Origin of the sequence: Bilophila wadsworthia ATCC 49260, from assembly GCF_000701705.1 — a bacterium.
GTDB classification, from domain to species: domain Bacteria; phylum Desulfobacterota; class Desulfovibrionia; order Desulfovibrionales; family Desulfovibrionaceae; genus Bilophila; species Bilophila wadsworthia.
Window position 1 is genome coordinate 229,669 of record NZ_JNJP01000001.1, and the last position, 23,191, is coordinate 252,859.

Annotated in this window: 17 protein-coding genes; 13 read left to right on the top strand and 4 right to left on the bottom strand. The window is 60.1% G+C overall.

Annotated elements, in window-relative coordinates; all coding sequences use genetic code 11:
* Nucleotides 1-354: 354 nt before the first annotated feature.
* Complete coding sequence (locus T370_RS0100965) at nucleotides 355-1,329, bottom strand: sugar ABC transporter substrate-binding protein (RefSeq protein WP_005026239.1); 975 nt, start codon at nucleotides 1,327-1,329, stop codon at nucleotides 355-357.
* A 1,047-nt stretch (nucleotides 1,330-2,376) separates the two neighbouring features.
* Here T370_RS0100965 and tmcD point away from each other — a divergent pair.
* The 12 genes from tmcD (at nucleotide 2,377) to T370_RS0101025 (ending at nucleotide 13,880) form a co-directional block, all read left to right on the top strand.
* Nucleotides 2,377-3,621, top strand: coding sequence for an electron transfer complex subunit TmcD (gene tmcD, locus T370_RS0100970; protein WP_029434436.1), 1,245 nt, complete (start codon nucleotides 2,377-2,379; stop codon nucleotides 3,619-3,621).
* A gap of 27 nt (nucleotides 3,622-3,648) precedes the next feature.
* A complete protein-coding gene (gene tmcC / locus T370_RS0100975) occupies nucleotides 3,649-4,308 on the top strand; it encodes a TmcC family electron transfer complex membrane anchor subunit (protein WP_005026235.1) in 660 nt (219 codons plus the stop codon).
* Nucleotides 4,309-4,323: 15 nt separating this feature from the next.
* Nucleotides 4,324-5,640 (top strand): electron transfer complex ferredoxin TmcB, encoded by a 1,317-nt coding sequence (tmcB, locus tag T370_RS0100980; protein WP_005026233.1) that lies wholly within the window; start codon nucleotides 4,324-4,326, stop codon nucleotides 5,638-5,640.
* 106 nt (nucleotides 5,641-5,746) lie between these two features.
* Complete coding sequence (gene tmcA, locus T370_RS0100985) at nucleotides 5,747-6,115, top strand: acidic tetraheme cytochrome c3 TmcA (protein ID WP_005026232.1); 369 nt, start codon at nucleotides 5,747-5,749, stop codon at nucleotides 6,113-6,115.
* A 9-nt stretch (nucleotides 6,116-6,124) separates the two neighbouring features.
* Nucleotides 6,125-6,643, top strand: a complete 519-nt coding sequence (locus tag T370_RS0100990) for a hypothetical protein (protein WP_005026230.1) — start codon at nucleotides 6,125-6,127, stop codon at nucleotides 6,641-6,643.
* Nucleotides 6,644-6,647: 4 nt separating this feature from the next.
* Nucleotides 6,648-7,565: a universal stress protein gene (locus tag T370_RS0100995; protein ID WP_005026228.1), complete on the top strand. Its 918-nt coding sequence runs from the start codon at nucleotides 6,648-6,650 to the stop codon at nucleotides 7,563-7,565.
* Nucleotide 7,566: 1 nt separating this feature from the next.
* Nucleotides 7,567-7,974 (top strand): response regulator, encoded by a 408-nt coding sequence (locus T370_RS0101000; RefSeq protein ID WP_005026226.1) that lies wholly within the window; start codon nucleotides 7,567-7,569, stop codon nucleotides 7,972-7,974.
* Nucleotides 7,975-7,996: 22 nt separating this feature from the next.
* Nucleotides 7,997-8,386, top strand: a complete 390-nt coding sequence (divK, locus tag T370_RS0101005) for a DVU0259 family response regulator domain-containing protein (RefSeq protein WP_005026224.1) — start codon at nucleotides 7,997-7,999, stop codon at nucleotides 8,384-8,386.
* A 51-nt stretch (nucleotides 8,387-8,437) separates the two neighbouring features.
* Nucleotides 8,438-10,300, top strand: a complete 1,863-nt coding sequence (locus tag T370_RS0101010; protein ID WP_248604183.1) for an ATP-binding protein — start codon at nucleotides 8,438-8,440, stop codon at nucleotides 10,298-10,300.
* Nucleotides 10,301-10,314: 14 nt separating this feature from the next.
* Complete coding sequence (locus T370_RS0101015; protein WP_029434439.1) at nucleotides 10,315-11,496, top strand: ATP-binding response regulator; 1,182 nt, start codon at nucleotides 10,315-10,317, stop codon at nucleotides 11,494-11,496.
* Nucleotides 11,493-13,406, top strand: coding sequence for a hybrid sensor histidine kinase/response regulator (locus T370_RS0101020; protein WP_029434440.1), 1,914 nt, complete (start codon nucleotides 11,493-11,495; stop codon nucleotides 13,404-13,406). The genes T370_RS0101015 and T370_RS0101020 overlap by 4 nt, the downstream gene beginning before the upstream one ends.
* 63 nt (nucleotides 13,407-13,469) lie before the next feature.
* Nucleotides 13,470-13,880 carry a cytochrome c3 family protein gene (locus tag T370_RS0101025; protein WP_029434441.1) on the top strand — a complete coding sequence of 137 codons (411 nt, stop codon included), beginning with the start codon at nucleotides 13,470-13,472 and terminating at the stop codon, nucleotides 13,878-13,880.
* Nucleotides 13,881-14,155: 275 nt separating this feature from the next.
* Here T370_RS0101025 and T370_RS0101030 read toward each other — a convergent pair whose 3' ends face one another.
* The 3 genes from T370_RS0101030 to T370_RS0101045 form a co-directional block, all read right to left on the bottom strand.
* Nucleotides 14,156-15,220: a nucleoside hydrolase gene (locus T370_RS0101030; RefSeq protein ID WP_029434442.1), complete on the bottom strand. Its 1,065-nt coding sequence runs from the start codon at nucleotides 15,218-15,220 to the stop codon at nucleotides 14,156-14,158.
* 277 nt (nucleotides 15,221-15,497) lie between these two features.
* Nucleotides 15,498-17,591: a diguanylate cyclase domain-containing protein gene (locus tag T370_RS0101040; RefSeq protein WP_029434444.1), complete on the bottom strand. Its 2,094-nt coding sequence runs from the start codon at nucleotides 17,589-17,591 to the stop codon at nucleotides 15,498-15,500.
* 294 nt (nucleotides 17,592-17,885) lie between these two features.
* A complete protein-coding gene (locus tag T370_RS0101045) occupies nucleotides 17,886-18,368 on the bottom strand; it encodes a type IV pilin protein (protein WP_029434445.1) in 483 nt (160 codons plus the stop codon).
* Nucleotides 18,369-18,714: 346 nt separating this feature from the next.
* Between T370_RS0101045 and T370_RS0101050 the strand changes: the two genes are divergently transcribed.
* The gene (locus T370_RS0101050; protein WP_029434446.1) at nucleotides 18,715-23,094 is read left to right on the top strand and encodes a PAS domain-containing hybrid sensor histidine kinase/response regulator; all 4,380 of its coding nucleotides are present in this window, start codon (nucleotides 18,715-18,717) and stop codon (nucleotides 23,092-23,094) included.
* Nucleotides 23,095-23,191: the final 97 nt, after the last annotated feature.

Genomic DNA, 23,191 nt, shown 5'->3' on the forward strand with positions numbered 1-23,191 from the left:
ATCCATGTCACTTTGACGCCCCGCATCAGCGGGAGTTCCGCCGCGCAGCCGCTGGAAAAACATCTCTCGACCGCCATGAGACAAGCCTTCCACTTTGACCGCATTTTCAAAGACAATCTGTGCCGGAAGAGACTGCGGGCAAAGATTTGATAGGCACGAACGTCTTTGAAAGGAGAGAGGTTCCGCGCTGGCGGTTTTGGGGAAGGGAAGCGCTCCTCAAGGGAAACGCTCCGCTCCCTTCCCCAATGCCTCTCTATTCTTTCAAAAGTAAAAAAGCGCTAGCCTGCCTGTCCGGAAAAAAGAAAAGGGGATACTTCTTCAGAAGCTCCCTTCTCCCTTTTGGGGGCGTTTCCTCTACCGCAAGCCCTGCTTGGCAAAGGCGGACACCGCGCCGATATTGGCGGCGTCCACGATGCCGCCGCCCGTATCGATGCTGAATCCGGTAAAACCGTACTTTTTGCTCAACACGGTCTGTACGACGCCGAAGTAGCCCATCACATACGGCTGCGCTTCGGAAACAAGCTGGACATAGCCGTTTTCAATGGCCGCCGCCGTCGCCGGAGACAGCGAGAATCCCGCCACATATACCGTATTCGGCTTGACGCCCGCGTTCTTGAGGTGGTTGCCCATCTGCGCGGTCAGGGAGCCGTGATCCACGATGATGACCTTGGTGTCGGGGTGACGCCCGAGCTGCCCCGCCACGACCGGGGCACCGAGCACGGGGTCCTTGTCGATTTCTGGGGTGATTTCCTGATAATCCACGGTCACGCCCGCCTGTTCCAGCATTTCGACGATAGCCTGCGCGCGCCGCCCGCGATCGGGGATGCGCTTCAGGCCCCAGACAAAGGCGCGGTCGCCTTTCTTCAAGTTCGTGCGGCGCAGCACTTCCTCAGCGAGAGCCTTGCCCTGCGTGTAGTTGTCCGTCCCCACATAGCCGAAACCCTTGGCGCGATGCCGAGCCTGCGTTTCCGGCAAGGCCGTGTCGATCGAGGTCACGACGATCCCCTGCTTGACCGCAGCATCGACCAGCGGGCCGAATGCGGCGTCTCCGGGATGCCCCATGACGACGATACCGTCCGGACGTGCGGCCACGGCATTGCGGAAATGCGTGATCATGGTTTCAGGGTTCCAGTCGGAATACAGCAAACGCAGCTCGCACCCCATATCGGCGGCAGCGGCCTTGGCCCCGTTCTGAACGATGGTGCCGTAACCATCCCCTACGGAACCGCCCGTATCAAACCAGATCGTCATGCCTTCGCCCGTTTTGGCGAACGCCGTGCCGCACAGCAGGCTCAGGGCCAACAGGCCCAACATCAGAATACGTTTCATGAGCAACTCCTTTTTCCGATTCTCTTCCGTACCGCTTCCAAAGGCGCGGTCAGCTCTCAAAGCAAACACCGTCGCCCCAAGCGAATCTATGATTTTCCAGCAACAACGACGCCACCGACATGAGCGGCCGGGTAAACCCCATAAGTATGCAAAGGCCTCTTCTGCGCGGCAGTCGCGGTAGGCCCCAAAGGGCCTTCCATTTGTCCGGCATTCCGTAAAAACAGCCCTCAACGCTGCCGGACCCGTCTTCAAGAACGGACCGATAACCGGGCACGCTACGGACGAATGGCCGTCTCCGCAAGCCCCAAACGGGCACGGCATCCAGCGTGGCGGTTGTTCCGCCGGCTTGCTTGGGGTCCAGAGTATGAGGGGCAAGACGCTGGCGGAACTATGGCAAACGCCCGTCGAACTTTCAAGCGGGCCTGCTCCGCCCCCTCTCCACATAAGCCCATCCGAGGGGGGAACGTCCCTTCCCTACCGGACGTCAAAACCATCCGTTTCCGGCAGGCTAGTTCTTAGAAATCGTTCTTAATAAAGAAGATTCAGTATCCGCCACAAAAGACTGCTCTCTTTTTATGGAACAAGAATACGCTCTCTGAACAAAAACTTTTTTTGATTTTTCCTCACTTTACACGCTTTCTTGAGGCAACCTCGTGTTTTCAAAAGTGTTTTCCTCCCTTTCTTCTGAATACAATTTTTTTGACTTTTTTTCGTGTTGCCGATCCGTAACCTCAATCCTGCCTTTTCACAAAATATGCGCCGTTTCGGGGCTCGATTACCCAAAAAAGAACGAGTGTTCTTTCAAGTTATTAGCCTCACTTTTGGTATGGGAAACAAGAAGGGGTGATATCCCGTATTCCTCTAACACGGCATTTTTCCCGTTCTTCACGTTTTTCCTTTGATGCCGGAAAAATCGTGCTGTTCCTTTTAGGACAATGCCCAGTCTGAGCACGGGGTAATACCCGTTCCAGGCGGAGCGCCTTTACAGAACGTGATTTCGCGGTATGCTCCTGCCCAAAAGTAGCTTCACACCCAGTGGGGGACTGTATGGAAGATCAGAAACGGTATGATTGGGAACCTTCTGTCAGAAAGCTCGGGGAAACGGAGATGTTGCCCGAAACGGCATGGCAGGAGGAATGGCAGATTTCTCCGGACTGCGAATCGTTCGCGGCGGTTTCTGCCCTCGAAGACGGCACTTTTACCGTACGCTTGAACGGTGCGTTGTGGGAAACGCGCACCGACAAGATGTATAACTGCCAGTTCGCCCCCGACGGGCGGCTGACGGCTCTGTCTCAGAGCGACGGCGAGTGGGCCATTGTGGTCGACGACGCGGAAAGCGAAGAACACGCCGACTACTTGTGGGGAACCCGGTTCAACAAGGCCGGGACCATCGCCGTGCCCATGCAGACCGGCATGGAATACGGGATGCTGGTCGACGGCGCGCCGTGGGAACAGCTCTACACCGCCGCCACCGATTTCGTCCTTTCGGAAACCGGCAAAACCGCCGCCGTGGTCCAGACCGCCGGGCTTGGCCAGGCCGATCTGGAAGGCTTCAGCAAGGGCATCTATACCATCGCCGTCGACGGCCAAGCATGGGAAGAGTGCTACCTGAACGCGTGGTCGCCCTGCTTCGACAGGGAAGGCCACCGGGTCGCCAGCACCGTGCGCGTCACGCCGTACGAATATACCATTTCCATCAACGGCCAGCGCTGGAGCGAAACCTACCCCTGTGCGTGGGAACCCATCTTCGAGCCCAAATCCGGCGACGTCATCGCGCCCATCCGCAAGGAAGGCAAATGGGGCCTCGCCCGCAACGGCTCCCTCTTCTGGAAGCCCATGTTCGCGCAGTGCTGGGCGCCTCAGGCAGCCGCCACCGACGGCGAATACATCTGGGCCGTCGCCGCGCCTTCCTACGGCACCTTCACCGTGGCCTGCAACGCCACCCCGTGGAACTGCCGTTTCCCGTCCGTGACGGATCTCGTCCTGTCCCCGGACGGCAAGCACGCCGCCGCCCTCGGCAGCCAGAACAACAGCCGGTTCCAGATCGCCGTGGACGGCAAAGTGTGGGACGATGCCTTTGATATGGCGTGGCCCGTCGTGTTCTCGCCCGCCGGGGACCGCGCCGCCGCCAAGGTCCGCCGCGACGGCAAGTTCGCCCTGTACGTCGACGGCAACGCCGTGATCGAAAACCTCGACGGCGTGTGGAACCCCACGTTCAGCCCGGACGGCACAGTCCTGCTGTTCTGTTCCCTCAAGGACGGCGTGTTCTCCCGCCACACCGTGCGGCTCTAGGCATCCAACTGCAACAAGGAACTCATCATGAATGCCCTGTACAATTTTGCGGTAGGCCCGCTGGCATGGATCGCCTTCACGGTGTGCATCGGCGGGATGATCTGGCGGCTGTGGTCGCTCGGACGCCTCGCCCGCCAGCGCGACGCCTCGGCCCTCGCCTACATGAACTGGAAAGACTCGCTGACGTCGATCATCCGTTGGACGCTGCCCTTCTCCACCTGCGGCTGGCGCGAGAACCCGCTGCTGACCGTGGCGAACTTCGTGCTGCACATCGGCATCCTGCTCGCCGTGCTGTTCTACTCGGCCCACAACGTCATGTGGGACTACAATTTCGGTTTTTCCCTTCCTTCCCTGCCCGACGGCTTTATGGACGCCGTCACCCTAGCTACCATTCTGGCCTGTCTGGTCCTCGGCTGGCGCCGACTGGCAGTCCCGGCGTCGAGCTACGTGACCCGACAGGCCGATTGGTTCTCCCTGCTGCTCGTCACCGGCGTCATGGTGACCGGCTTTGCCTCCGCGCATGGGTTCGGAAGCGAAAGCTTCATGGCTCTGCTCCACGTGCTGTTCGGCGAGGCGATCCTCATCTGCCTGCCCTTCACGCGCCTGAGCCACGCCATTCTGATTCCCTTCACCCGCGCCTACATGGGTTCCGAATCCATCGGCGTCCGTCGTACCTGCGACTGGTAATTTTGGAGGCACACGATGGGTATTGAAAAACGCTTAATCGAAGACGCCAACCTGACGCGCGGCATGCAGCTTGCCACGCCGGAGCGCATCACCAAAGTGATCCGCGACGTCCTGAAGGGCGAGGCAGGCGCGCGAGTCAAAGTATACGAACAGACCTGCATGCGCTGCGGCGCCTGCGCCAAGGCCTGCCACTTCAGCCTTTCCCACCCGGACGACGCGTCCTATACGCCCGTCGCCAAGCTCGACAAGACCATCTTCAAGATGGTCCGCGAGAGCGGGAAGCTCAACGCCGAACAGATGCGGGGCATCGCGCAGATCGCGCACACCGAATGCAACATGTGCCGCCGCTGCATCCATTACTGTCCCGTGGGCGTGGACATCGCCTACCTGATGAGCCTCGTGCGGCGCATCTGCAACAAGCTCGGCATCACCCCGACCTTCATTCAGGACACCGCCAACAGCCATTCCGCCACGTTCAACCAGATGTGGGTGCGCGAAGACGAATGGATCGACAGCCTCGTCTGGCAGGAAGAGGAAGCCCGCGAGGAATTCCCCGGCATCCGCATCCCGCTCGACAAGGAAGGCGCGGACTTCATGTACTCGGTCATCGCGCCCGAGCCGAAGTTCCGCACGCAGCTCATCTATCAGGCCGCCGCGATCTTCCATCAGGCGGGCAGCGACTGGACCATGCCCTCCCGCCCCGGCTGGGACAACAGCGACATGTGCATGTTCACGGGCGACTACGAAATGATGGGCCGCATCAAGCGCGCCCACTTCGAGCTGGCCCAGAAGCTGCGCGTCAAGCGCATCGTCATGGGCGAATGCGGGCACGCCTTCCGCTCCGTGTACGATCAGGGCAACCGCTGGCTCGGCTGGAAGGACTCCCCGGTCCCGGTGGTCCATGCCATCGAGTTCTATTGGGAGCTCATCAACGAAGGCAAGATCAAGATCACGCACCAGTTCGAAGATCCGGTCACCATCCATGACCCCTGCAACACCATCCGCGGCCGCGGCCTTGCCGACAAGCTGCGCGACGTGGTGCACTTCCTCTGCGCCAACGTGGTCGAAATGACGCCCAACCGCGAGCACAACTTCTGCTGCAGCGCGGGCGGCGGGATCATCAACTGCGGCCCGCCCTTCAAGAGCGTGCGCATGGAAGGCAACCGGGTGAAAGCCGATCAGCTCCGCAACACCGGAGTCCACACCGTGGTCGCCCCGTGCCACAACTGCCACGGCGGACTGGAAGACATCATCAAGCATTACAAGCTCGGCATGCACACCAAGTTCATCGGCGACCTCATCTATGAACTGATGGAAAAGCCCGAAGTATAGTCAGCCCGCGAGGGGCCTTCCCGGCACCGGGAGGGCTCCCCGCAGCGCTCCGGACCCCGTACACCGCTTTTGGAGGCGCCGCCTCCGTGAATCACTGGAGTGAACTATGCCCCTGCACGCCCTTGCCCGCGCCGGTCTCGCCGTCACGCTGCTGCTTGGCCTCGTCGGGACGGCCCATGCGCTGACCCTGAAATCCGAAGAGTTCAAGACTCACCGCCGCCCCGCCGTCACCTTCGATCACGACAACCATAACGAGCGCGCCAAGATCGAAGACTGTATCGTCTGCCACCACGGCGGCGAAAACGGCGTCATAGACCCCGAGGTGAGCTCGGAAGATCAGCCCTGTTCCGAATGCCACAAGGCCAACATGCCCAGCGGACGCACGCCGCTCATGCGTGCCTACCACAAGAACTGCATCGAATGCCATACGGCCCAGAACAAGGGCCCGACCACTTGCGGCGCTTGCCACAAGTAGGACAGGATCATGGACGCCATCCGGCTGCATTCTGACGGGACGCTTTCGTCCGAAGCCCCATTCGCGGGGCTTCTCCGGATGAGGCTCGAACTCGACGGAGACGTTACGCTGCGCTCGTTCTTCAGGCTGCTCAAGCGGAATCCGCTGGCGCGGGAACTGGTCCCCGGCCTTGGCGACGCCCTCGCCGAAGCCGAAGCCTGCCCCGCCTCCGGCTGCCGCTATCCCGGCCTCGAAGCCCTGCGCCTCGGCAAACGCGTGGAATTGACGGGATTTCCCGGCACGCCCCGCGTGGACGTCTACCTTGCCGTCGAAGGCGTCGGCGACGAACTGCCGGAACTGCGTTTTTTCCGCCTGCGGGACATGCTGGACACCCCGTTGCAAACGGGGACGGCCCGGCATGTCCTGCTCGGCGAGACAGCGACCGCGTTGGACGCGGAAACCAGCTTTACAGTGTTTGATCTGTTGGAAGGCATGGGCTGGGAACTCGGGTTCCAAGGCGGCTCACTCACCTGTAATCTCAAGGAGTAGCGAGATGTTGTTCAAGAACATCCTGTTTGCGAGTTCGGGAACGGCCGGCAGCGACAACGCCGCGAAACTGGCTTTTGGGTTGGCGGAAAAGCAGCAGGCGGAACTGACGCTCTACCATTGCTGCGGCGTCCCCTCCCGTGGGTTCACCACCAACGTCACCGATACCCGCAGCGGCAGCCTTGAGCAGCCGGATGAGGCGTATCAGGAGATGGTGCGCGAAGAACTCAATACGGCCTACGCCTATCAGATTGAAGCCTGTACCCGCCCCTTCCGCATGGAACTGAGCGTGGGTATGCCTTCCACCGAAATTTTGCGCTACGCCCGCCAGATCAAGCCCGATCTCATCGTCATGGGCGCGAGCAGCGCCGCCAGCGATCCCAACGCCGCCCGTATGCGCTCCATCGTGGGCAACACGGTGCGCGCCGTGGCGAAGAAGGCCCCCTGCCCGGTGCTCATCGTCAACCGCCCCTGCACCACCTGCTGGCACCTGTTCTCGAACATCGTCTTCTGCACCGACTTCAGCGAAGCCGCCAACCATGCGTTCCGTTTTGCCCTGAATACCGCCCGCCAGCTGAACGCCAAACTGTACATCACGCACGCCGTCGACATCACGTCCATCCAGGGCATGACGATGGACCAGTCCGAGATCGAGCGCCATACCGAGCAGATGCGCGAGAAGATCGACAAGCTGTACCTGTCCAAGCTCGACGGTTTCGCCAACGCCGAGGTCATTGTGCGCGAAGGCATTCCCTATGTCGAAATCCTTAAGGTCGCCCGGGAGAACGAGGCGGATCTCATCGTCATGGCCCACCATTCCTCGGATCTGTCCGATGACGACGCGGACATCGGCTCCACGGTGGAACAGGTTGTGCTGCGTTCCGCCTGTCCCGTCGCCAGCGTGACCCGGCCCGAGGCCCGGTGACATGGACGGAAGGCGTGCTCTCGTCATTGATGACGAGGTCCATTTCCGGTACTTTCTCAGAGTGCTCCTCGAAAAGGCCGGGTTCGCCGTGAAGATGGCCCGCAACGGGATCGAAGCGCTGGACGTGCTCCGCTCGTGGAGGCCGGACGTCATCACGCTGGACGTCATGATGCCGGAGCAAAGCGGCCTGACCTTTTACGGGGCCGTCTGCCGCGACGAGGACTGGAAACGCATTCCCGTGGTCATGCTGTCCGCCGTGCCGATCTCCGTCCGGGAACATGCGTTCGCCACGATCGGCCTGACGCAGGGCCCGCTTCCCGCCCCCGCGGCCTGCCTTGAAAAACCGTGTACGCCGGAAGCCCTGCTTGAGGTCGTCAACCGGCTCGTTCCCGAACCAACCACCGCCTGATCCGAACGCAAGGAGAAGCCCCATGCCCAAGAAGATCCTGACCATCGACGACGACCCGTATATCGTCAAGTACATCACCGAAGTTCTCTCCGACAACGGCTACGCGACCTGTTCCGCATCCAGCGTCGAGGAAGCCCTTTCCGTCCTCGAAGCGGAAAGGCCCGATCTCGTCACGCTGGACATGGAAATGCCCGACGAATGGGGGCCGCGCTTTTACCGCAAGATGTCCATGAACCCCGCATTCAAGGACACGCCCGTCATCGTGATCAGCGGCCTCCAGGGCATCCACCTCGCCATCCGCAACGCCGTGGCCACCCTCCAGAAGCCCTTCGATCCCGAAGAGCTGCTCTCCATCGTCAACCGGGTGCTTGAGTCCAAGGACGCCGCCCGCAAGGCCATGGACGGGGAATAACCGTTTCCGTTCCGGCGGTTCCCTGCGGACCGCCGGAAACCGGGGTTGACGATGCATAGCCGATTCGGAGCCTACCGCCTCATGGTCAAGACCATCACCATGACGGCGTTGCTGTTTCTCGCCGGGGTGGGGGCCGTTCTGTGGCTGATGCCCTACGAATGGCTCTGGATTGTCCTGCCCGCCGTTACCCTGCTCCTTTGCGCCGTCTCGGTGGCCCTTTATTGGTATGAAGTGCGTCTGCCCATCGGCCGCATGATCGCCAGTATGCAGGCCATGCGCGAAGGGCAGGCCGTCACCCTCGACGACGCCCGCCGCGACGACGAATTCGGCCAGCTCGCGCGGGCCATCGTTGAATTCAGCATCCGCAATCAGCACCACCTCGAAGAAGTGCGCCGCCGGAAGGACGACTTCCAGCGGCTGTTCGACATGGTCCCCTGCGGCATTTCCGTGCAGGACCGCGAATACCGCCTCCTGCGCTGGAACCACAGCTTCGCCGTCCGGTACGATCCGCAGCCGGGCAACACCTGCTACGAGGTCTACAAAGGCCGGACCACCCCCTGCCCCGAATGTTCGGTCCAGCGCACATGGGAGGAAGGGGCCGTCCAGTGCAATCAGGAAAGCCGCGTCAACCCCGACGGGACGCGGGACTACTGGTTCGTGCAGACCGTGCCCCTGTTCGACAAGGACGGCAACGTGTCCTCGGTTATGGAAATGAGCATCGACATGACGCTCATCCATACGCTCCAGCACCAGCTGCAGGCGTCCGAGCGCACCCACAAGGCCATTTTCGACAGCATCCCCAATGCCGTCTTCCTCCTGGACGCCGCCGAGCTCACCATCCTCGACTGCAACCCCGCTTCCGTCAAAATGTACGGGCGCCAGCGGGAAAACGAACTGCTCGGGCGCGGCATCCTCGATCTGTTCCTGCCCGAGGAGCGCGAGCAGTACGCTTCCCAGCTGCGGGCCTTCACCGTCTTTTCCGGCGTGACGAACATCAAGGCCGACGGCACGCCCCTGCGCGTGGACATCCGTTCCGCCTCGGCCATGATCGAAAACCGCCGCGTCCGCATCCTCTGCGCCACCGACGTCACCGAACGCATCGAGATGGAACAGAAATTCATTCAGGCCGGAAAGATGGCGACGCTCGGCGAAATGGCGACCGGGGTGGCCCATGAGCTGAACCAGCCGCTTACCGTCATCAAGGGCGCGGCAAGCTATTTTCTGCGCAAGACCCGCCGCAGCGAACCCATCGCGCCGGAGACGCTCTCCGAGCTGTCCGTGGAAATCAGCGGGCAGGTCGACCGCGCCAGCGACATCATCAACCACATGCGCGCCTTCGGCCGCAAATCCGATCTTGCGCTGCTGGATACGGACATCAACGGCGTCGTGGCGCAGGCCTGCGATCTGTTCGGCCGCCAGCTCGTGGTGCACGGCATCACGCTGGAGACCTCGCTCGCCCCGGCCCTGCCGCCCGTCCTCGCCATCCCCAACCGTCTGGAACAGGTGATCGTCAACCTCATCCTCAACGCCCGGGACGCCGTGGAGGAACGCGTCAAAAGCGCGCCCGAACCGCCCGCCGTCATCGGCGTCTCCACGGTTATGGACGGCAACACGGTGCTGCTGTCCGTCTGGGATACCGGGACCGGCATTCCCGCCCACCTGTTGAATAAAATTTTCGAGCCGTTCTTCACTACCAAGCCCGTCGGCAAGGGGACCGGCCTCGGCCTTTCCATCATTTACGGGCTGGTCAAGGATTTCGGCGGCTCCATCTCCGCCCGGAACCGCGACGAAGGCGGGGCGCTCTTCGAAATCCGGTTCCCCATCACCCGGCGCGGGGATCTCGCCCCGAACGCGCCCGCCGACGGGAACAGGGCCGGAGGCGTTTCCGGCCCGCAACCGGAACAGATTTCTTGAAGCAAGGATACTGCATGGACACTTCCGTTCGCGTTTTGCTCGTTGATGATGAACCCGGCATCCGCCATGTCCTCGGGGCCCTGATCAGGGATTTCGGCTATGACGTCCACACCGCCGAGAGTGCCCGCGAAGCGCTGGAGGCGTTCACCGCCAATCCCTTCCCCATCGTGGTCACCGACATCCGTATGCCGGGCATGGACGGCCTGGCCCTGCTCGAACGGGTACGCAATCAGAATCCCGACACGCAGGTCGTCATGATCACCGGGCACGGCGACATGGACAACGCCGTCGAATGCCTGCGCCTCGGCGCGGCGGACTTCATCGCCAAGCCCGTCAACGACGACCTGCTGGAGCACTCGCTGAAACGTGCCGCCGAACAATACTCCCTGCGCGAACAGATCCGCCGCCACACCGAACATCTGGAGGAGCTCGTCGCCTCGCGCACGCGGGAACTGCTGGAAGCCCACCGGGTCGCCGTCGTGGGCGAAACCGTGGCCTGTATGGCCCACACCATCAAAAACCTCGCGGCGGCGCTCGAAGGGAGCCTCTTTGTCCTCAAGCAGGGGATGGAGTCCGGGAACCGGGAGTATCTCGACGACGGCTGGGCCATGCTCGAAGAAGACATTTCGCGGGTGCGCGACAAGCTCTTGCACCTGCTGCATATCGGGCAGCAGACGGAACTGCGCGAATGCCTTGTGGACCCGGTGCAGCCCGTCCGCCATGTGGTCAAGCGTCTGGAAGGCCGGGCCGCCAGTCTGAGCATAGCGCTCCAGTTTCAGGATGCCGCCGATTCAGACCCCATCCCTCTGGATGCCGAACGCCTCGAAGGCTGCCTGCTCAATCTGGTGGGCAACGCGCTGGAGGCCTTCCCCGCGCCGGGGCTGCGCGCCCGCCCCGCCGAAGTCCGGGTCGAGATCGCCCGCACGCCCGACGCCCTCATTTACGACGTGCGGGACAACGGCACGGGGCTGAGCGCGGAAGCCGCCGAACGGCTCCGGGACGGTTTGTTTACGACCAAAAAAGATGGTACAGGGTTCGGACTGCTCGGAACGCGCAAAGCGCTTTTGGAAATGGGCGGCCGGCTCCTGTGGGAGAACCTGCCCGACAGCGGAGCGCTGTTCCGCATCGTGTTGCCGCTGCGCGTGGAGCGCACCCCCGCTGCCGCCGAGGCGAACCACCTCAGGGAGGACTCATGAAAGAAACCATTCTCCTCGTCGACGACGAACAGGGCATCCGTACCGTCATGGGTCTTTCGCTCCGCGACGCCGGGTACAACGTCATCACCGTGGCCTCGGGGGAGGAAGCCCTGCAGCTTTTCGCGGAACGGCCCATCCCCATCGTGATCACCGACATCAGGATGCCCGGCATGAACGGGCTGGATCTCCTGAAGCACATCAAGATCCTCGCTCCGGAAACCGAAGTCATCCTCATTTCCGGACATGCGGATCTGGAAATGGCGATTCAGGGGCTCAAGCTGGAAGCGTCCGACTTCATCACCAAACCCATCGACGACGATCTGCTGCACATTTCCCTGAAACGCGCCCTTGAGCGCATCGCCATGCGCAACAAGCTCAAAGAATACACGTCGAATCTCGAAAAAATGATCAATGAGAAGTCCGCGCAGCTCGTGGAGGCGGAGCGCCAGCTCGCCGCCCGGCAGGTCGTGGACGGCTTTGCCTTCGGGCTGCACACCCTCGGCTCGTCCATGAGCGGAGAGCAGCAGGCCTTCAACGAGCTGCCCTGTTTCATCGCCATGCACGACAGGTTTATGGAAGTCCTTGCCGTCAACGATCTCTACCGCGAACGCCTCGGCAATCTCGTGGGGCACCCGAGCTGGGAGCCCTATGTCCTGCACAGCAACGAGGCCATGTTCCCCGTGGAGCGGGCCATTGTGGAGGGCCGCGGCGCGCGCAGCGAGCAGATCCTGCGCGACAAGAACGGCAAGGAAATCCCCGTGCTGGTGCATACGGCACCGATCCTCAATAACGAAGGCGAAGTGGAGCTCGTGCTCGAACTGAGCGTGGACGAGCAGGAAAGCCGCCGCCTGCGCGAGGAACTGCGCGTCACCCGCGAACGCTTCCGCCAGCTGTTTGAAGAGAGCCCCTGCTACGTCTCCGTGGTGGGCCGTGATTTGCAGGTGCTTGAAGCCAACCGCGCCTTCCGCCACACGTTCGGTATGCAGAGCGGCAAGCGCTGTTACGAGCTGTTCGCCGGTTCGTCCGCGCCCTGCGACGAGTGCCCGGTGCAGCGCTCCTTTCAGGACGGCAAGCCATGCCATACGGAAAAAGTGGTCATCGACCACGAAGGCCGTCCGGTCAACGTGCTCGTCTGGACCGCGCCTTTGCGCGACACTTCGGGCAACATCACCGAATGCATCGAAATGGCCACGGACATTACGGAACTGCGCCAGCTGCAGGATCGGCTCGCCTCCCTCGGCCTGCTCATGGGCTCCACCGCCCACGGCATCAAGGGTATGCTCACCGCGCTGGACGGCAGCGTCTACCGCCTCGGCTCCGGCATCGACAAAGGCGACGAGGCCCGGACCCGTGATTCCCTCAAGGACATGCGCCAGCTTGTGGCCCGCCTGCGCAAGATGGTGCTCGACATCCTGTATTTCGCCAAGGAACGCAAGCTCGACTGGAACATTCTGGTCGCGGAGGAGTTCATGCGTTCCGTTGTTTCCACGGTCTCGGACAAGGCCGCCGAAGCGGGCATCGCCATGACGCTGGAGGCCGACGGCGATCCCGGCACCTTCGAGGCCGACGCCTCCGCCCTCAGCGCCGCGCTGGTCAACCTGCTTGAGAACGCCGTGGACGCCTGCCGCGCCGACGGCTCCAAGAAGGAGCACTACGTACGGGTGAGCGTCAAGGGGCTTCCCGACGCCGTGGAGGTGCGCATCGAGGACAACGGCATCGGCATGACCGAGGAAACCCGTACCAAGCTGTTCACCCTGTTCTTCTCCTCAAAGGGCAAGGGCGGTACGGGCATCGGCCTGTACGTCGCCCGCCAGGTGGTCATGCAGCACGGCGGCAGGATCGAGGTGGCTTCCGTCAAGGGCGAAGGCAGTACCTTCACCGTCACCATGCCGCGCATTCTGGCGAAGTAACCCGTGTTCCCAAACGGACGCGCCGGCATCGCCGGATCGTCTGAAACCCTATTGGAGGATACCGTGAAAAGACTCATTCTCTGTGCGCTGGCCGTCGCTGGCCTCTGCATCCCGGCCTTGGCCACCGATCCCACGCCCGAACAAAAGGCTCAGATCGAAAAGCCCATGATCATGAACAACACGGGCAACGAGAAGAAACAGGTTATCTTCACCCACAGCGCCCACGCCAAGACGGACTGCGCGTTCTGCCACCACAAGGCCGTGGAAGGCAACATCTATGTCGGCTGCGCCGCCAAGGGCTGCCACGACAACATGGACAAGAAGGACAAGAGCGAGCACGGCTACTACTTCACCATGCACAACAAGAAGTCCGAAAAGTCCTGCATGGGCTGCCATCAGAAGGCTGTGGCGGAAAATCCCGATCTGAAGGAAAAGTTCAAGGGCTGTAACCCTTGCCATACGAAGAACAGCTAGCGGCGTAAGAGGGGAAGGAGAAATCAGTATTGGCGGGGAGGGGGACATCCTTCTGATGAAGGGTCGCCCCCTCACCGCCAAGCCGCCTCTTCTCCAAAGCCTTTGGCGGGGAATGAGATGGTATAAAAGGAATTCCGTTGTATCGGGATGCCTGTTTTTTGGAGACGGAACGTGTCAGACAGGGGAAAACAAAACGCCGGGAAAAACTCCACGGCGTTTTGCCTATATGGAGCGGCCCATCCCTGAACCGGTTCAAAGCCCATCGGTTGAACGGTTCAGCGTGCCGTCAGCATGTTCCAAAAGCGTTCCTGATCGATCGTCATGACGATCCGGGCTTTTTGGCTTCCCTGCGGCCCGTTGTCGGGATAGGCCAGCGCCTGCCCGTAGGATGGCCCGAATTCCGCGTTCACGTCCACGGCGCATGTACGTTCCTCGGTGATCAGGCTCGGATCGATCAGAATCGCGGCTGCCAGCACATCCCAGACGTACTGGCTGAAGGCCTTGTCCTTGGCGAACTGCTGCCCCGCATACGTGGATTCCAAAAGCTTTTTCATCTCCGGGCGTTGTCCGGCAAGGAAAGCCTGATAGCGATCAGAGGAAAAGGGCATTTTCTCGCAGACGTCGAGCCCGACCATGATTTGCTCGCGGAACGGCGTCCGCACAACGATGCGCGCCGCTTCGGGATCGAACCACCAGTTGAACTCGGCGGTCGGGGTCACATTGCCGGGCTTGAAAAACGAGCCGCCCATAAAGATCACCCGCTTGATCAGCGGCACGATGTCAGGGGCCTTGAGCACGGCCAGCGCCAGGTTGCTGCACGGGCCGATCTCCGCAATGGTAAGCTCTCCGGGGTGTTTCCGCACCTCTTCAATGATGAAATCCACCGCATGACGGGGATCGGGGCGCGACTGAGGCTCTTTGCCGTATCGCTCCCGATAAACCTTTTGCCATGATTCCGGTTTTGGGTATCCGAACGCGCCGACCCACGCATCATGCCCCATGCCGAACAGCTGCCGCTCCAGCCCGAACAATTCGTACCGCTGCGGCCTGAACGGACGATCCACGCCCGCAGCCACGGGGATGTTCTGGCCCGCGATTTCGAGCTGGCGCAACGCATAGGCCACGCCGTCGGAAACCCATGTGTTGCCGGCCACGATGGTCACCCCTATCAGCTCGATGCCGGGGGATTGCGCCAGCGCCAGCATGGCGACCCCGTCATCGAAGCCTTCCACCATGTCGCTGTCTAAAATCACTTTTTCTCGGGCGGATACGGGGAAGGCGCACAACAGGGACACTATCACCCCCAAAACAACGTCCCACAGCCGGTTCCATCGTCTCATGCCGTCCTTCCTTTCGCTTGAAGGTGAAAAAAGAGTTACCCGCTTTTCCGATCAGGATGGAACAAGACGCCGTTTCGGACGCCGTGGTTCCAATGTGCGGGAAAACGTTTTCGTGCCCGTGTTTTTTCCTGCCGATGCGCTGGCGGCTCCTCGCGCAAGCCGTATGGCGGATGAACGGCCCTAGGGAAGAGCGTTTCATACGGTGCACAGGCCCATTGGAAAACCGGCGGCGGACGGAGAGAGCCCCACGCGGCTTGAAATGCGAGAATACCGCTGGCTATGCCCCGCTTTCGACTTCGGAGAGCACGGACGGGAACGCCCTGTTGCGGAATGTGACGTCATAGAACGCGAAACAGTTTTTCCCTTTTTCCTTGGCGGCGTACAGGGCCTGATCGGCCTTATGCATCAGATCTTCGTAGCACGCCCCGTCTCCGGGATACAGCGCTATGCCCACGCTGCACGATATGCCGCCATGCGGAATGGCTTCACTGTACTTTGATTTGAAAGCCGCGCAAATCTCTCCGGCTTTTTTGGAAATGGCATCCAGTGAACGGATATTGCGCAGAAACACGATGAATTCATCCCCGCCCACGCGCCCTACAATATCCGACGTGCGGACCGTGCGCCGGATTTCACTGGCAACATGCCGGAGCACCTCATCGCCGAACATATGGCCGAGCGTGTCATTGACGGCCTTGAAATTGTCCACATCAATGAACAGGAACGCCGCCCCGTTCTCCTTGTCATCCTCAAGCGCCTGGGCAATCTGCTCCTCTATGCGCTTGCGGTTGGACAGCCCGGTCAACGGATCGGTATTCGCCTGTTCCCGCCAACGGTTTACTTCGCTCTTCCGTTCGTTGATGTTGGTCAGCTTGCCGAGATAGCCTAGCCTGCTGCCGGAATCAGCATCCCACAAGGCGTTCGCATACACGTCGAACCATTCGTAACCGCCCCCGGAGGTCATAAGCCGGATCTCCATACGGCAGCGGGGGTGCTTCGGCGTGATTCCGGAAAGCCCCTTCAAGACAATCGCCCTGTCATCCTCATGGATGAACGAGGAGCGCAGGAGGGTTTTCCGGGCGTTGGGCACGGTGATGTCCCAGCCGAACACCTCATACCACTTCTCGGAACACTCCAACATGTCCCGCTTCACGTCGTAATTGAAGACGATATCCCCCGAAAGCTCGGAAAGGACGCGGTATTTTTCACGTTCACGCTCTAGCAGCCACAAGGTCCGGGCCGAAAGTGAGTGCTTTTTGTGCGAAGGCTTCGCGGGTGCGGCCGCCCGTTCCCTGAACATGGGCCCGATCTCCCCGTTTTCCAGCCGCGAGGCGACGCTCAGGAAGCTGTTCAGCAGCCGGGGATTGAAGACGCCGCATTCGCCGTTCAGAATCATCGAAACGGCCTGCGCGTGCGTATACGCGGCCTTGTACACGCGCTCGCTGGTCAACGCATCGTACACGTCCGCCAATGAAACGACCTGTGCCCAGATCGGGATGTTATTGCCCGCAAGACCGTCCGGATACCCGCTCCCGTCCCAGCGCTCATGGTGGGACCGGCAGATGTCGTAGCAAAAGCGGTAGTACTCTTCGTCCTGCCCTTCGTTGATGCTTTGCAGCAGTTCGCATCCCTTGAGGGAGTGCGTCTTCATGATCTCGAATTCTTCCGCCGTGAGCCTGCCCGGTTTGTTGAGCACCGCGTCGGGGATGGCGATCTTGCCGATATCATGCATGGAGGCGGCACTGACCATCTTGTCGATGGCGCTGTGCGGAAGGTCGTATTCAGGATATCTGAAAGACAGGGATTCCAGCAAAAGCCGGGTGATTTCGCGGACCCGCCTGATATGCGTCCCGGATTCGCAGCTCCGGAACTCAACGACGGTGCTCAGGGTATCGATAATGAATTCGTTGAAACGGTTAAGCTTCAGCGTCTGCTTTTCAAGGGTTTCCACCTGCTGCCGGACGAGCGCCTCAAGATGGCGCTTGTGCAGGTAGAGTTCGATGGTGTTGTCGACGCGGCGCTTGACGATATTCGGATTGAACGGCTTGTTGATGATGTCCGAAACGCCGAGTTCGTAGCCCTTTAAAAGGGTGTTGTCGGAATTTTCGGAGGTGATGAGTACGACGGGGATTTCTTCCTTCCACGTGCGGTGGGCCATGTTCTGAAGCATCTCGAAGCCGTCCATAACCGGCATGATGATATCCAGAAGCACGATCAGGATAGCATCATGGTGCGCTTCCAGCAGTTCCAGCGCCTGACAGCCGTTTTCAGCTTCAAGGACTTCGTATGAATCCTGAAAAAGTTCGGCGAGGATCGCCCGGTTCAGCTCCACATCGTCGACGACGAGGATCTGCCTTTTTTCCGTTCCCATCATGCCTTCCCATCGCCGGAGGACGTATCCGGTTCCCGCAGACGCACCAAAACAGCGCCCCGTGAGGAACGCCCTTCCCTGCCCTGCTCTTATTCACTCTTTTATGCTACACCTGAACACGGCTATACAATAGTGCTCTCAATAACATTCGCAAAGGCATTCCGCAATCGCGCCGAAACGGCGCAAGCAGCCCCCTCCCGTATAGGGAAAACATACATTGAACATGCATTATGGATTTTCGGACTCAGGAATGGCGTTCCCGGATCAGAGAACGAAAGGGGCCATCGGTTCTGGTCATTTTTCATCTTTGTTTGAGGAATTACACTGGGGTATACGAAGGTACAGGCCGGTTTCGCTCATATCGATCTTGTTCCCATCCGGGTCCTCGAGGAGCCCTACCCGAGTGTCCTCATTGACCGTTTCAAGCTTCTTCGACTCATCGACCCAAAATATCCACCCCCCGACCTTGCCCGCAGTCTTATCTTCGAAATGGGCATCATCATCCCCTATATACAATGAACCGTCACCCTTTCCATCTCCCAACGGGGTCATCAGAAGCGCGGCTATATCCTTACATTCTCCATGATTCAATAAATACTGCGCAAAAGCCAGGTTGATGCGGGCCTGCGCTTCGGATACCGCGGCGGTGGCGGCCTTGATGCGGGCTTCTTCCTGCAGGTCATAGTATTTCGGGAGGGCCACGGCGGCGAGAATGCCTAGAACCACGAGTACGGAAATGATCTCGATCAGTGTGAACCCTTTTTCCTTCTGGTACATGGCACCCCCTTGGGCATTGCAGAGCCCCTTTGTGAAAAATACTGCCCGGCGTATTGATTGTCCAGCGTACACGGCTTGAAGAATTCCCCTTCACCTTGCCCCTTCCTTTTTTTTGAGCTAGTTCAAGGAAAAAACGGGAGTCTCAACGGGTGTCCGCCTGAAATGCCGGAGGCGCCCCACGACACCTTGAACCATCCGGGAAAGCGGCAGAGGGATGCGTCACCGTCAGTATCCGTGCCCCACTCTCCTCTTCGGGCGTTCTCCGCCGTCCCCATGCGGCGTCCGTCCGTTCCTTCCGCTTCCACCGCCGCTCATCCGGCTTTTCTCCGCAACCGCAGGATCAAGAATGAACACGTTGTTTCTGAAGGCTCCCCAACTGACCGCCGAAATCATGCGCGCCCACTATTGCGAACATGACCTCGACAAAATCCTTCCTTTATTTCACGAAACCCTCACGTGGATCGGGGCGGGCGAAGATCAGATCTGCTACGACTACGAGATGATAAAGGACTTTTTTCTCCGTACCTATGCGGAAAAGGCCGTGCCCGACTGCATCATCACCGATGAGGACTACCGCCTTGTTTCGTGGGATGAGCATTCATGCCTCGTCGCCGGGCGCTGCTGGATCGCCACCAAGCCCGAAACAGGCTATGTCCTCCGCGCCCATCAACGCGTGACCTTCTCCTATAAGCTCGTGGATGGAGAGCTGAAAATAACGCTCATCCATATCTCCAATCCTTATGCAGACATGCGGGAAGGGGAAGACTTCCCTGCACAGATCGGCAGGCAGAGCTACGAATACCTCCAGCGCCTCCTTGTGGAGAAGAGCCGCCAGATAGCCCTCCTGAACAGCACCGTCTCCTCCGGCCTCAAGGCCAACTGGGATGACGAATGCTATTCGCTGTTCTACGTGAACGAGGGCCTGTGCCGGATGCTCGGGTATACCGAAGAGGAGCTCATGGCCAAATGCCGCGGCAGGATGACCGAACTCGTCTATCCGCCGGACTTGCCGCAGGCCCTGGCGGATTGCGAGCGCTGCTTCGCCAATTCCCTGACCTACTCCACCGAATACCGTATGCAGCGGAAAGACGGGAAACTCATATGGGTTTGGGACACGGGCAGCAAAAGCAAAAACGAGGAAGGCAAGACCGTTATCAACAGCGTCATTGTGGATATCACGGAACGGCGCCACACCAACGATACCATCCGGCGGCAGAAAGCGTTTTTCCAATCCCTTTATGACACCACGCTGTGCGCGCTGGTCCAATATGATCTCAACGGAACCTTCCTCAACGCGAACGCCTTCACCTTCGATGTCATCGGCTACACCGAAGAGCAGTTCCGCACGGAAACCGGCGGATCGCTCATGAGCATCGTCCACCCCTGCGATGTGGACACTGTGCGGGAACACATCGAGCGCCTCATCGCGGATCTCCGCCCCACCGTCTATAACTGCCGTATCATCCGGCGGGACGGGGCTGTCCGCTGGGTTTGCGCCAGCGCCAACATCATCAACAATATGGACGGAGTACCCGTCATCCAAGCCGCCTATTCAGACGTCACGGAGCTTCAGCGCGTCGAGCGGGAACGCGACTCCACCTATGACAGCATTCCCGGCGGCGTCGCCAAAGTCCTTATCGGGACACAGCTTTCCCTGCTTGAGGCCAACGACAATTTCTTCCAGATGCTCGGCACGGACCGAACCGCATACAAAGGGACGCTCAGTGCCGTCGCCCCGGCGGATCGCGGCGCAATCGTAACCGCGTTCATGGAAGCCGCCGAAACGGATGCGCCGGTAGACATCGAATACCGCTGCCGCCGCTTCGATAACGAGCAGACCATCTGGATCCACCTCATCGCCCGGTTTGTGGAAAACGCGCACGGCGCAAAAGTCTATCAATGCGTCTTCATTGACATCACCAAGCAGAAGACGGCACAGATCCAGCTCTATCGGGAACGCGACCGTTACCGCATCATTATGGAAAACTCCGCGGACGTGATCTATGAGTATGATCGCAAAACGGATACGGTCGTCTTCTATGAGACGATCCGCCGGGGGGACGAAACCGAGATTGCCAAACACGTATCCCCAAACTTCAGCAAGAAACTTTACGATCAGAAAATTGCCCATCCCGAAGATGCGGAAACGGCCATGCGGGTATTCTCGGGCACTCAGGGCGGCTCCGCGGAAGTCCGGCTCCGCAACCTCAAGATCAATGGAGACTATGTCTGGTGCCTCCTGCAAGGCCAACCCGTCTATGAGAACGGCGCGCTTGCCCGCGTGGTCGGCATCATCCGCGACATCACGGAGAATAAACGCATCAGCCAGGAGAAGGAGCGCCTCCAACGGATTTTCGATCTCGAACTGCGCCGCGACTATGAAAGTATCTGCCAGATCAATCCCTCCACAGGCAGATACGTCATGTGGACGCCTTCAAACGCCTCCTATTACGATATACCGACATCAGGCATTTTTTCCGAAGAACTGGCGCACGCCATCTCCCGCATCGTATGCGGCGAGGACCAGGAAACGTGCCTCAAAACCCTGAGCATCGGCAACATGCTCAAAACGCTTGAGGAAGAAAAGGAGGGCACCTGCTACTACCGTGTGCTGACCCCGGACGGGAGCCTGCGGTGGAAATGCGCCCGCTATACCTACTTCGGCGACGACGGTTCCATCCTGCTCAATGTGCGGGACGTCCACGACATCCGCATCGCACAGCAGCAGGAGGAAAACCGCTTCCGGGCCATCCTGCGCGAAACATGCGAATACATCATAGAAACGGATGTGGAGACAAAGAGCTATACCCTCCATCTCCCCACGCTGATCAACCGTTATCCCCTCGAAGCCTGCTCCGACTACGGCTCGCTGATCGCCCGCTACTCCGAACGCTATGTAGCTCCCGAAGACCGGGAGTCCTTCCTGCGGGCGGTCTCACTCCCGGAAGCGCTGAGCCGTATGCGCAGGGAAGGCGGCTCATGCTCCATCAAGTACACGGTGAATACCAACGGCTCCCCGGCCTACAAGACATGGAACATGTCCCTGTACCGTTATGATGACAACCGCGAATACATGCTTTCCTATATCCTCGACATCACCAAGCTGGTGCTGGAGCAGCAGGAAAAGGAACGCGAGGCGGAACGGAACCGGCAAATCATCAAGGACGCCCTGACCGCGGCGGAACAGGCCAGCCGTGCCAAATCCGACTTCCTTTCACGGATGAGCCACGAGATCCGCACGCCCATGAACGCGGTCATCGGCATGACCACCATCGCCGCCGCCTCGCTGGACAACAGGGACAAGCTGACCGACTGCCTCGGCAAGATCGGGCTTTCGTCCCGTTACCTCCTCTCGCTGATCAACGACATTCTGGACATGTCGCGCATCGAGAGCGGTAAAGTATCCATCATCAATGAAGAATTCGATTTCCGGTCTTTCGTGGAGGGCATCAGTTCGCTCATCTATCCGCAAGCGAAAAACAAGAACATTGTCTTTGACCTGAACATCGAAGGCGTGGTGGACGAGCGCTACAGGGGCGATCCCCTGCGCCTCAATCAAGTGCTTATCAATATTCTGTCCAATGCGTTGAAATTTACCCCGGAATGGCGCAGCGTGCACCTCAGCATCCGGGAGACCCGGCGGGTGCGCGATCGCGCCTATCTCCAATTCATCGTGCGCGATACCGGCATCGGTATGGAAAAGGGCTTGCTGGAACGGATTTTCGAACCCTTCGAGCAAGGCGGGGCTTCCATTTCCCACAGCTATGGAGGTTCTGGGCTCGGGCTCGCCATCAGCAGCAACCTCATATCACTGATGAACGGCCACATCTCCGTGAGCTCGACCCCCGGCGTCGGCTCGGAGTTCGTGGTGGAACTCCCCCTGCTCACCGTTCCGGACAATACGCCGAAACAGGACGTTTCCCTCGAAGACATCCGGGTACTGGTTGTGGACGACGATCTTGTCACATGTGAGCACACCACCCTGATCCTGAACAGGATCGGCGTGGACGCCGAGTACGTCACATCAGGAAAGGCGGCCGTCACCCGCGTCAAATCGGCCCTGCAACGGCACACCTGCTACAACATCGCGCTTGTGGACTGGAAAATGCCGGACATGGACGGCGTGGAAACGGCCCGCTCCATCCGCCGCATCGTGGGGCCCGATACGCTGGTGATCATCATGTCGGCTTATGACTGGACGGAAATCGAGGCCAGGGCGCGTGAGGCGGGGGTGGACTTCTTCATTTCCAAACCCATATTCCAATCCGTCGTGCAAGACGTGCTGCTCAAGGCCACGCGCCGCAGACAATCCGCCGACACGCTTCCCGTGCAGAAAGAGGATTTCGCGGGAAGACGCATCCTGCTTGTGGAAGACAATGAAATCAATATGGAAATCGCCCGCACGCTGCTGGAGTTCCGCAACGCGTCCGTGGACGGGGCTTGTAACGGGCAGCAGGCCGTGGAGATGTTCCGCTCCTCGCCCCAAAACCATTACGACGCCGTGCTCATGGATGTGCGTATGCCCGTCATGGACGGCATCGCGGCCACTCAGGCCATCCGGGGCCTGGACCGGGCCGACGCCGCGACCGTCCCCATCCTCGCCATGACCGCCAACGCCTTTGCCGAGGACATTGAGCGGTCGCGCAAGGCGGGCATGAACGAACATCTGGCCAAGCCTATCGAACCGGAGACGCTGTACGCCCGGCTGGCATCGTATTTCCGGTAAGGGAGAAAGGTATCGGGGGAGAGGCCTCTCTGGAGAAAGTTTTCTCCCCCGGCCCCTCCCGTCCCGAGGCTTTCGGCCTTATCGAATCCCTCTCCGC

Excerpts from the sequence above, each read along its gene's own strand:
- tmcB (WP_005026233.1), top strand. The coding sequence starts at position 4,324 with ATGGGTATTGAAAAACGCTTAATCGAAGACGCCAACCTGACGCGCGGC.
- T370_RS0101045 (WP_029434445.1), bottom strand. The coding sequence starts at position 18,368 with ATGTACCAGAAGGAAAAAGGGTTCACACTGATCGAGATCATTTCCGTA.
- T370_RS0101010 (WP_248604183.1), top strand. The coding sequence starts at position 8,438 with ATGCATAGCCGATTCGGAGCCTACCGCCTCATGGTCAAGACCATCACC.
- T370_RS0100990 (WP_005026230.1), top strand. The coding sequence starts at position 6,125 with ATGGACGCCATCCGGCTGCATTCTGACGGGACGCTTTCGTCCGAAGCC.
- T370_RS0100995 (WP_005026228.1), top strand. The coding sequence starts at position 6,648 with ATGTTGTTCAAGAACATCCTGTTTGCGAGTTCGGGAACGGCCGGCAGC.
- T370_RS0100965 (WP_005026239.1), bottom strand. The coding sequence starts at position 1,329 with ATGAAACGTATTCTGATGTTGGGCCTGTTGGCCCTGAGCCTGCTGTGC.
- T370_RS0101020 (WP_029434440.1), top strand. The coding sequence starts at position 11,493 with ATGAAAGAAACCATTCTCCTCGTCGACGACGAACAGGGCATCCGTACC.
- divK (WP_005026224.1), top strand. The coding sequence starts at position 7,997 with ATGCCCAAGAAGATCCTGACCATCGACGACGACCCGTATATCGTCAAG.
- T370_RS0101015 (WP_029434439.1), top strand. The coding sequence starts at position 10,315 with ATGGACACTTCCGTTCGCGTTTTGCTCGTTGATGATGAACCCGGCATC.
- T370_RS0101000 (WP_005026226.1), top strand. The coding sequence starts at position 7,567 with ATGGACGGAAGGCGTGCTCTCGTCATTGATGACGAGGTCCATTTCCGG.
- tmcC (WP_005026235.1), top strand. The coding sequence starts at position 3,649 with ATGAATGCCCTGTACAATTTTGCGGTAGGCCCGCTGGCATGGATCGCC.
- tmcA (WP_005026232.1), top strand. The coding sequence starts at position 5,747 with ATGCCCCTGCACGCCCTTGCCCGCGCCGGTCTCGCCGTCACGCTGCTG.
- T370_RS0101050 (WP_029434446.1), top strand. The coding sequence starts at position 18,715 with ATGAACACGTTGTTTCTGAAGGCTCCCCAACTGACCGCCGAAATCATG.
- tmcD (WP_029434436.1), top strand. The coding sequence starts at position 2,377 with ATGGAAGATCAGAAACGGTATGATTGGGAACCTTCTGTCAGAAAGCTC.
- T370_RS0101040 (WP_029434444.1), bottom strand. The coding sequence starts at position 17,591 with ATGGGAACGGAAAAAAGGCAGATCCTCGTCGTCGACGATGTGGAGCTG.
- T370_RS0101030 (WP_029434442.1), bottom strand. The coding sequence starts at position 15,220 with ATGAGACGATGGAACCGGCTGTGGGACGTTGTTTTGGGGGTGATAGTG.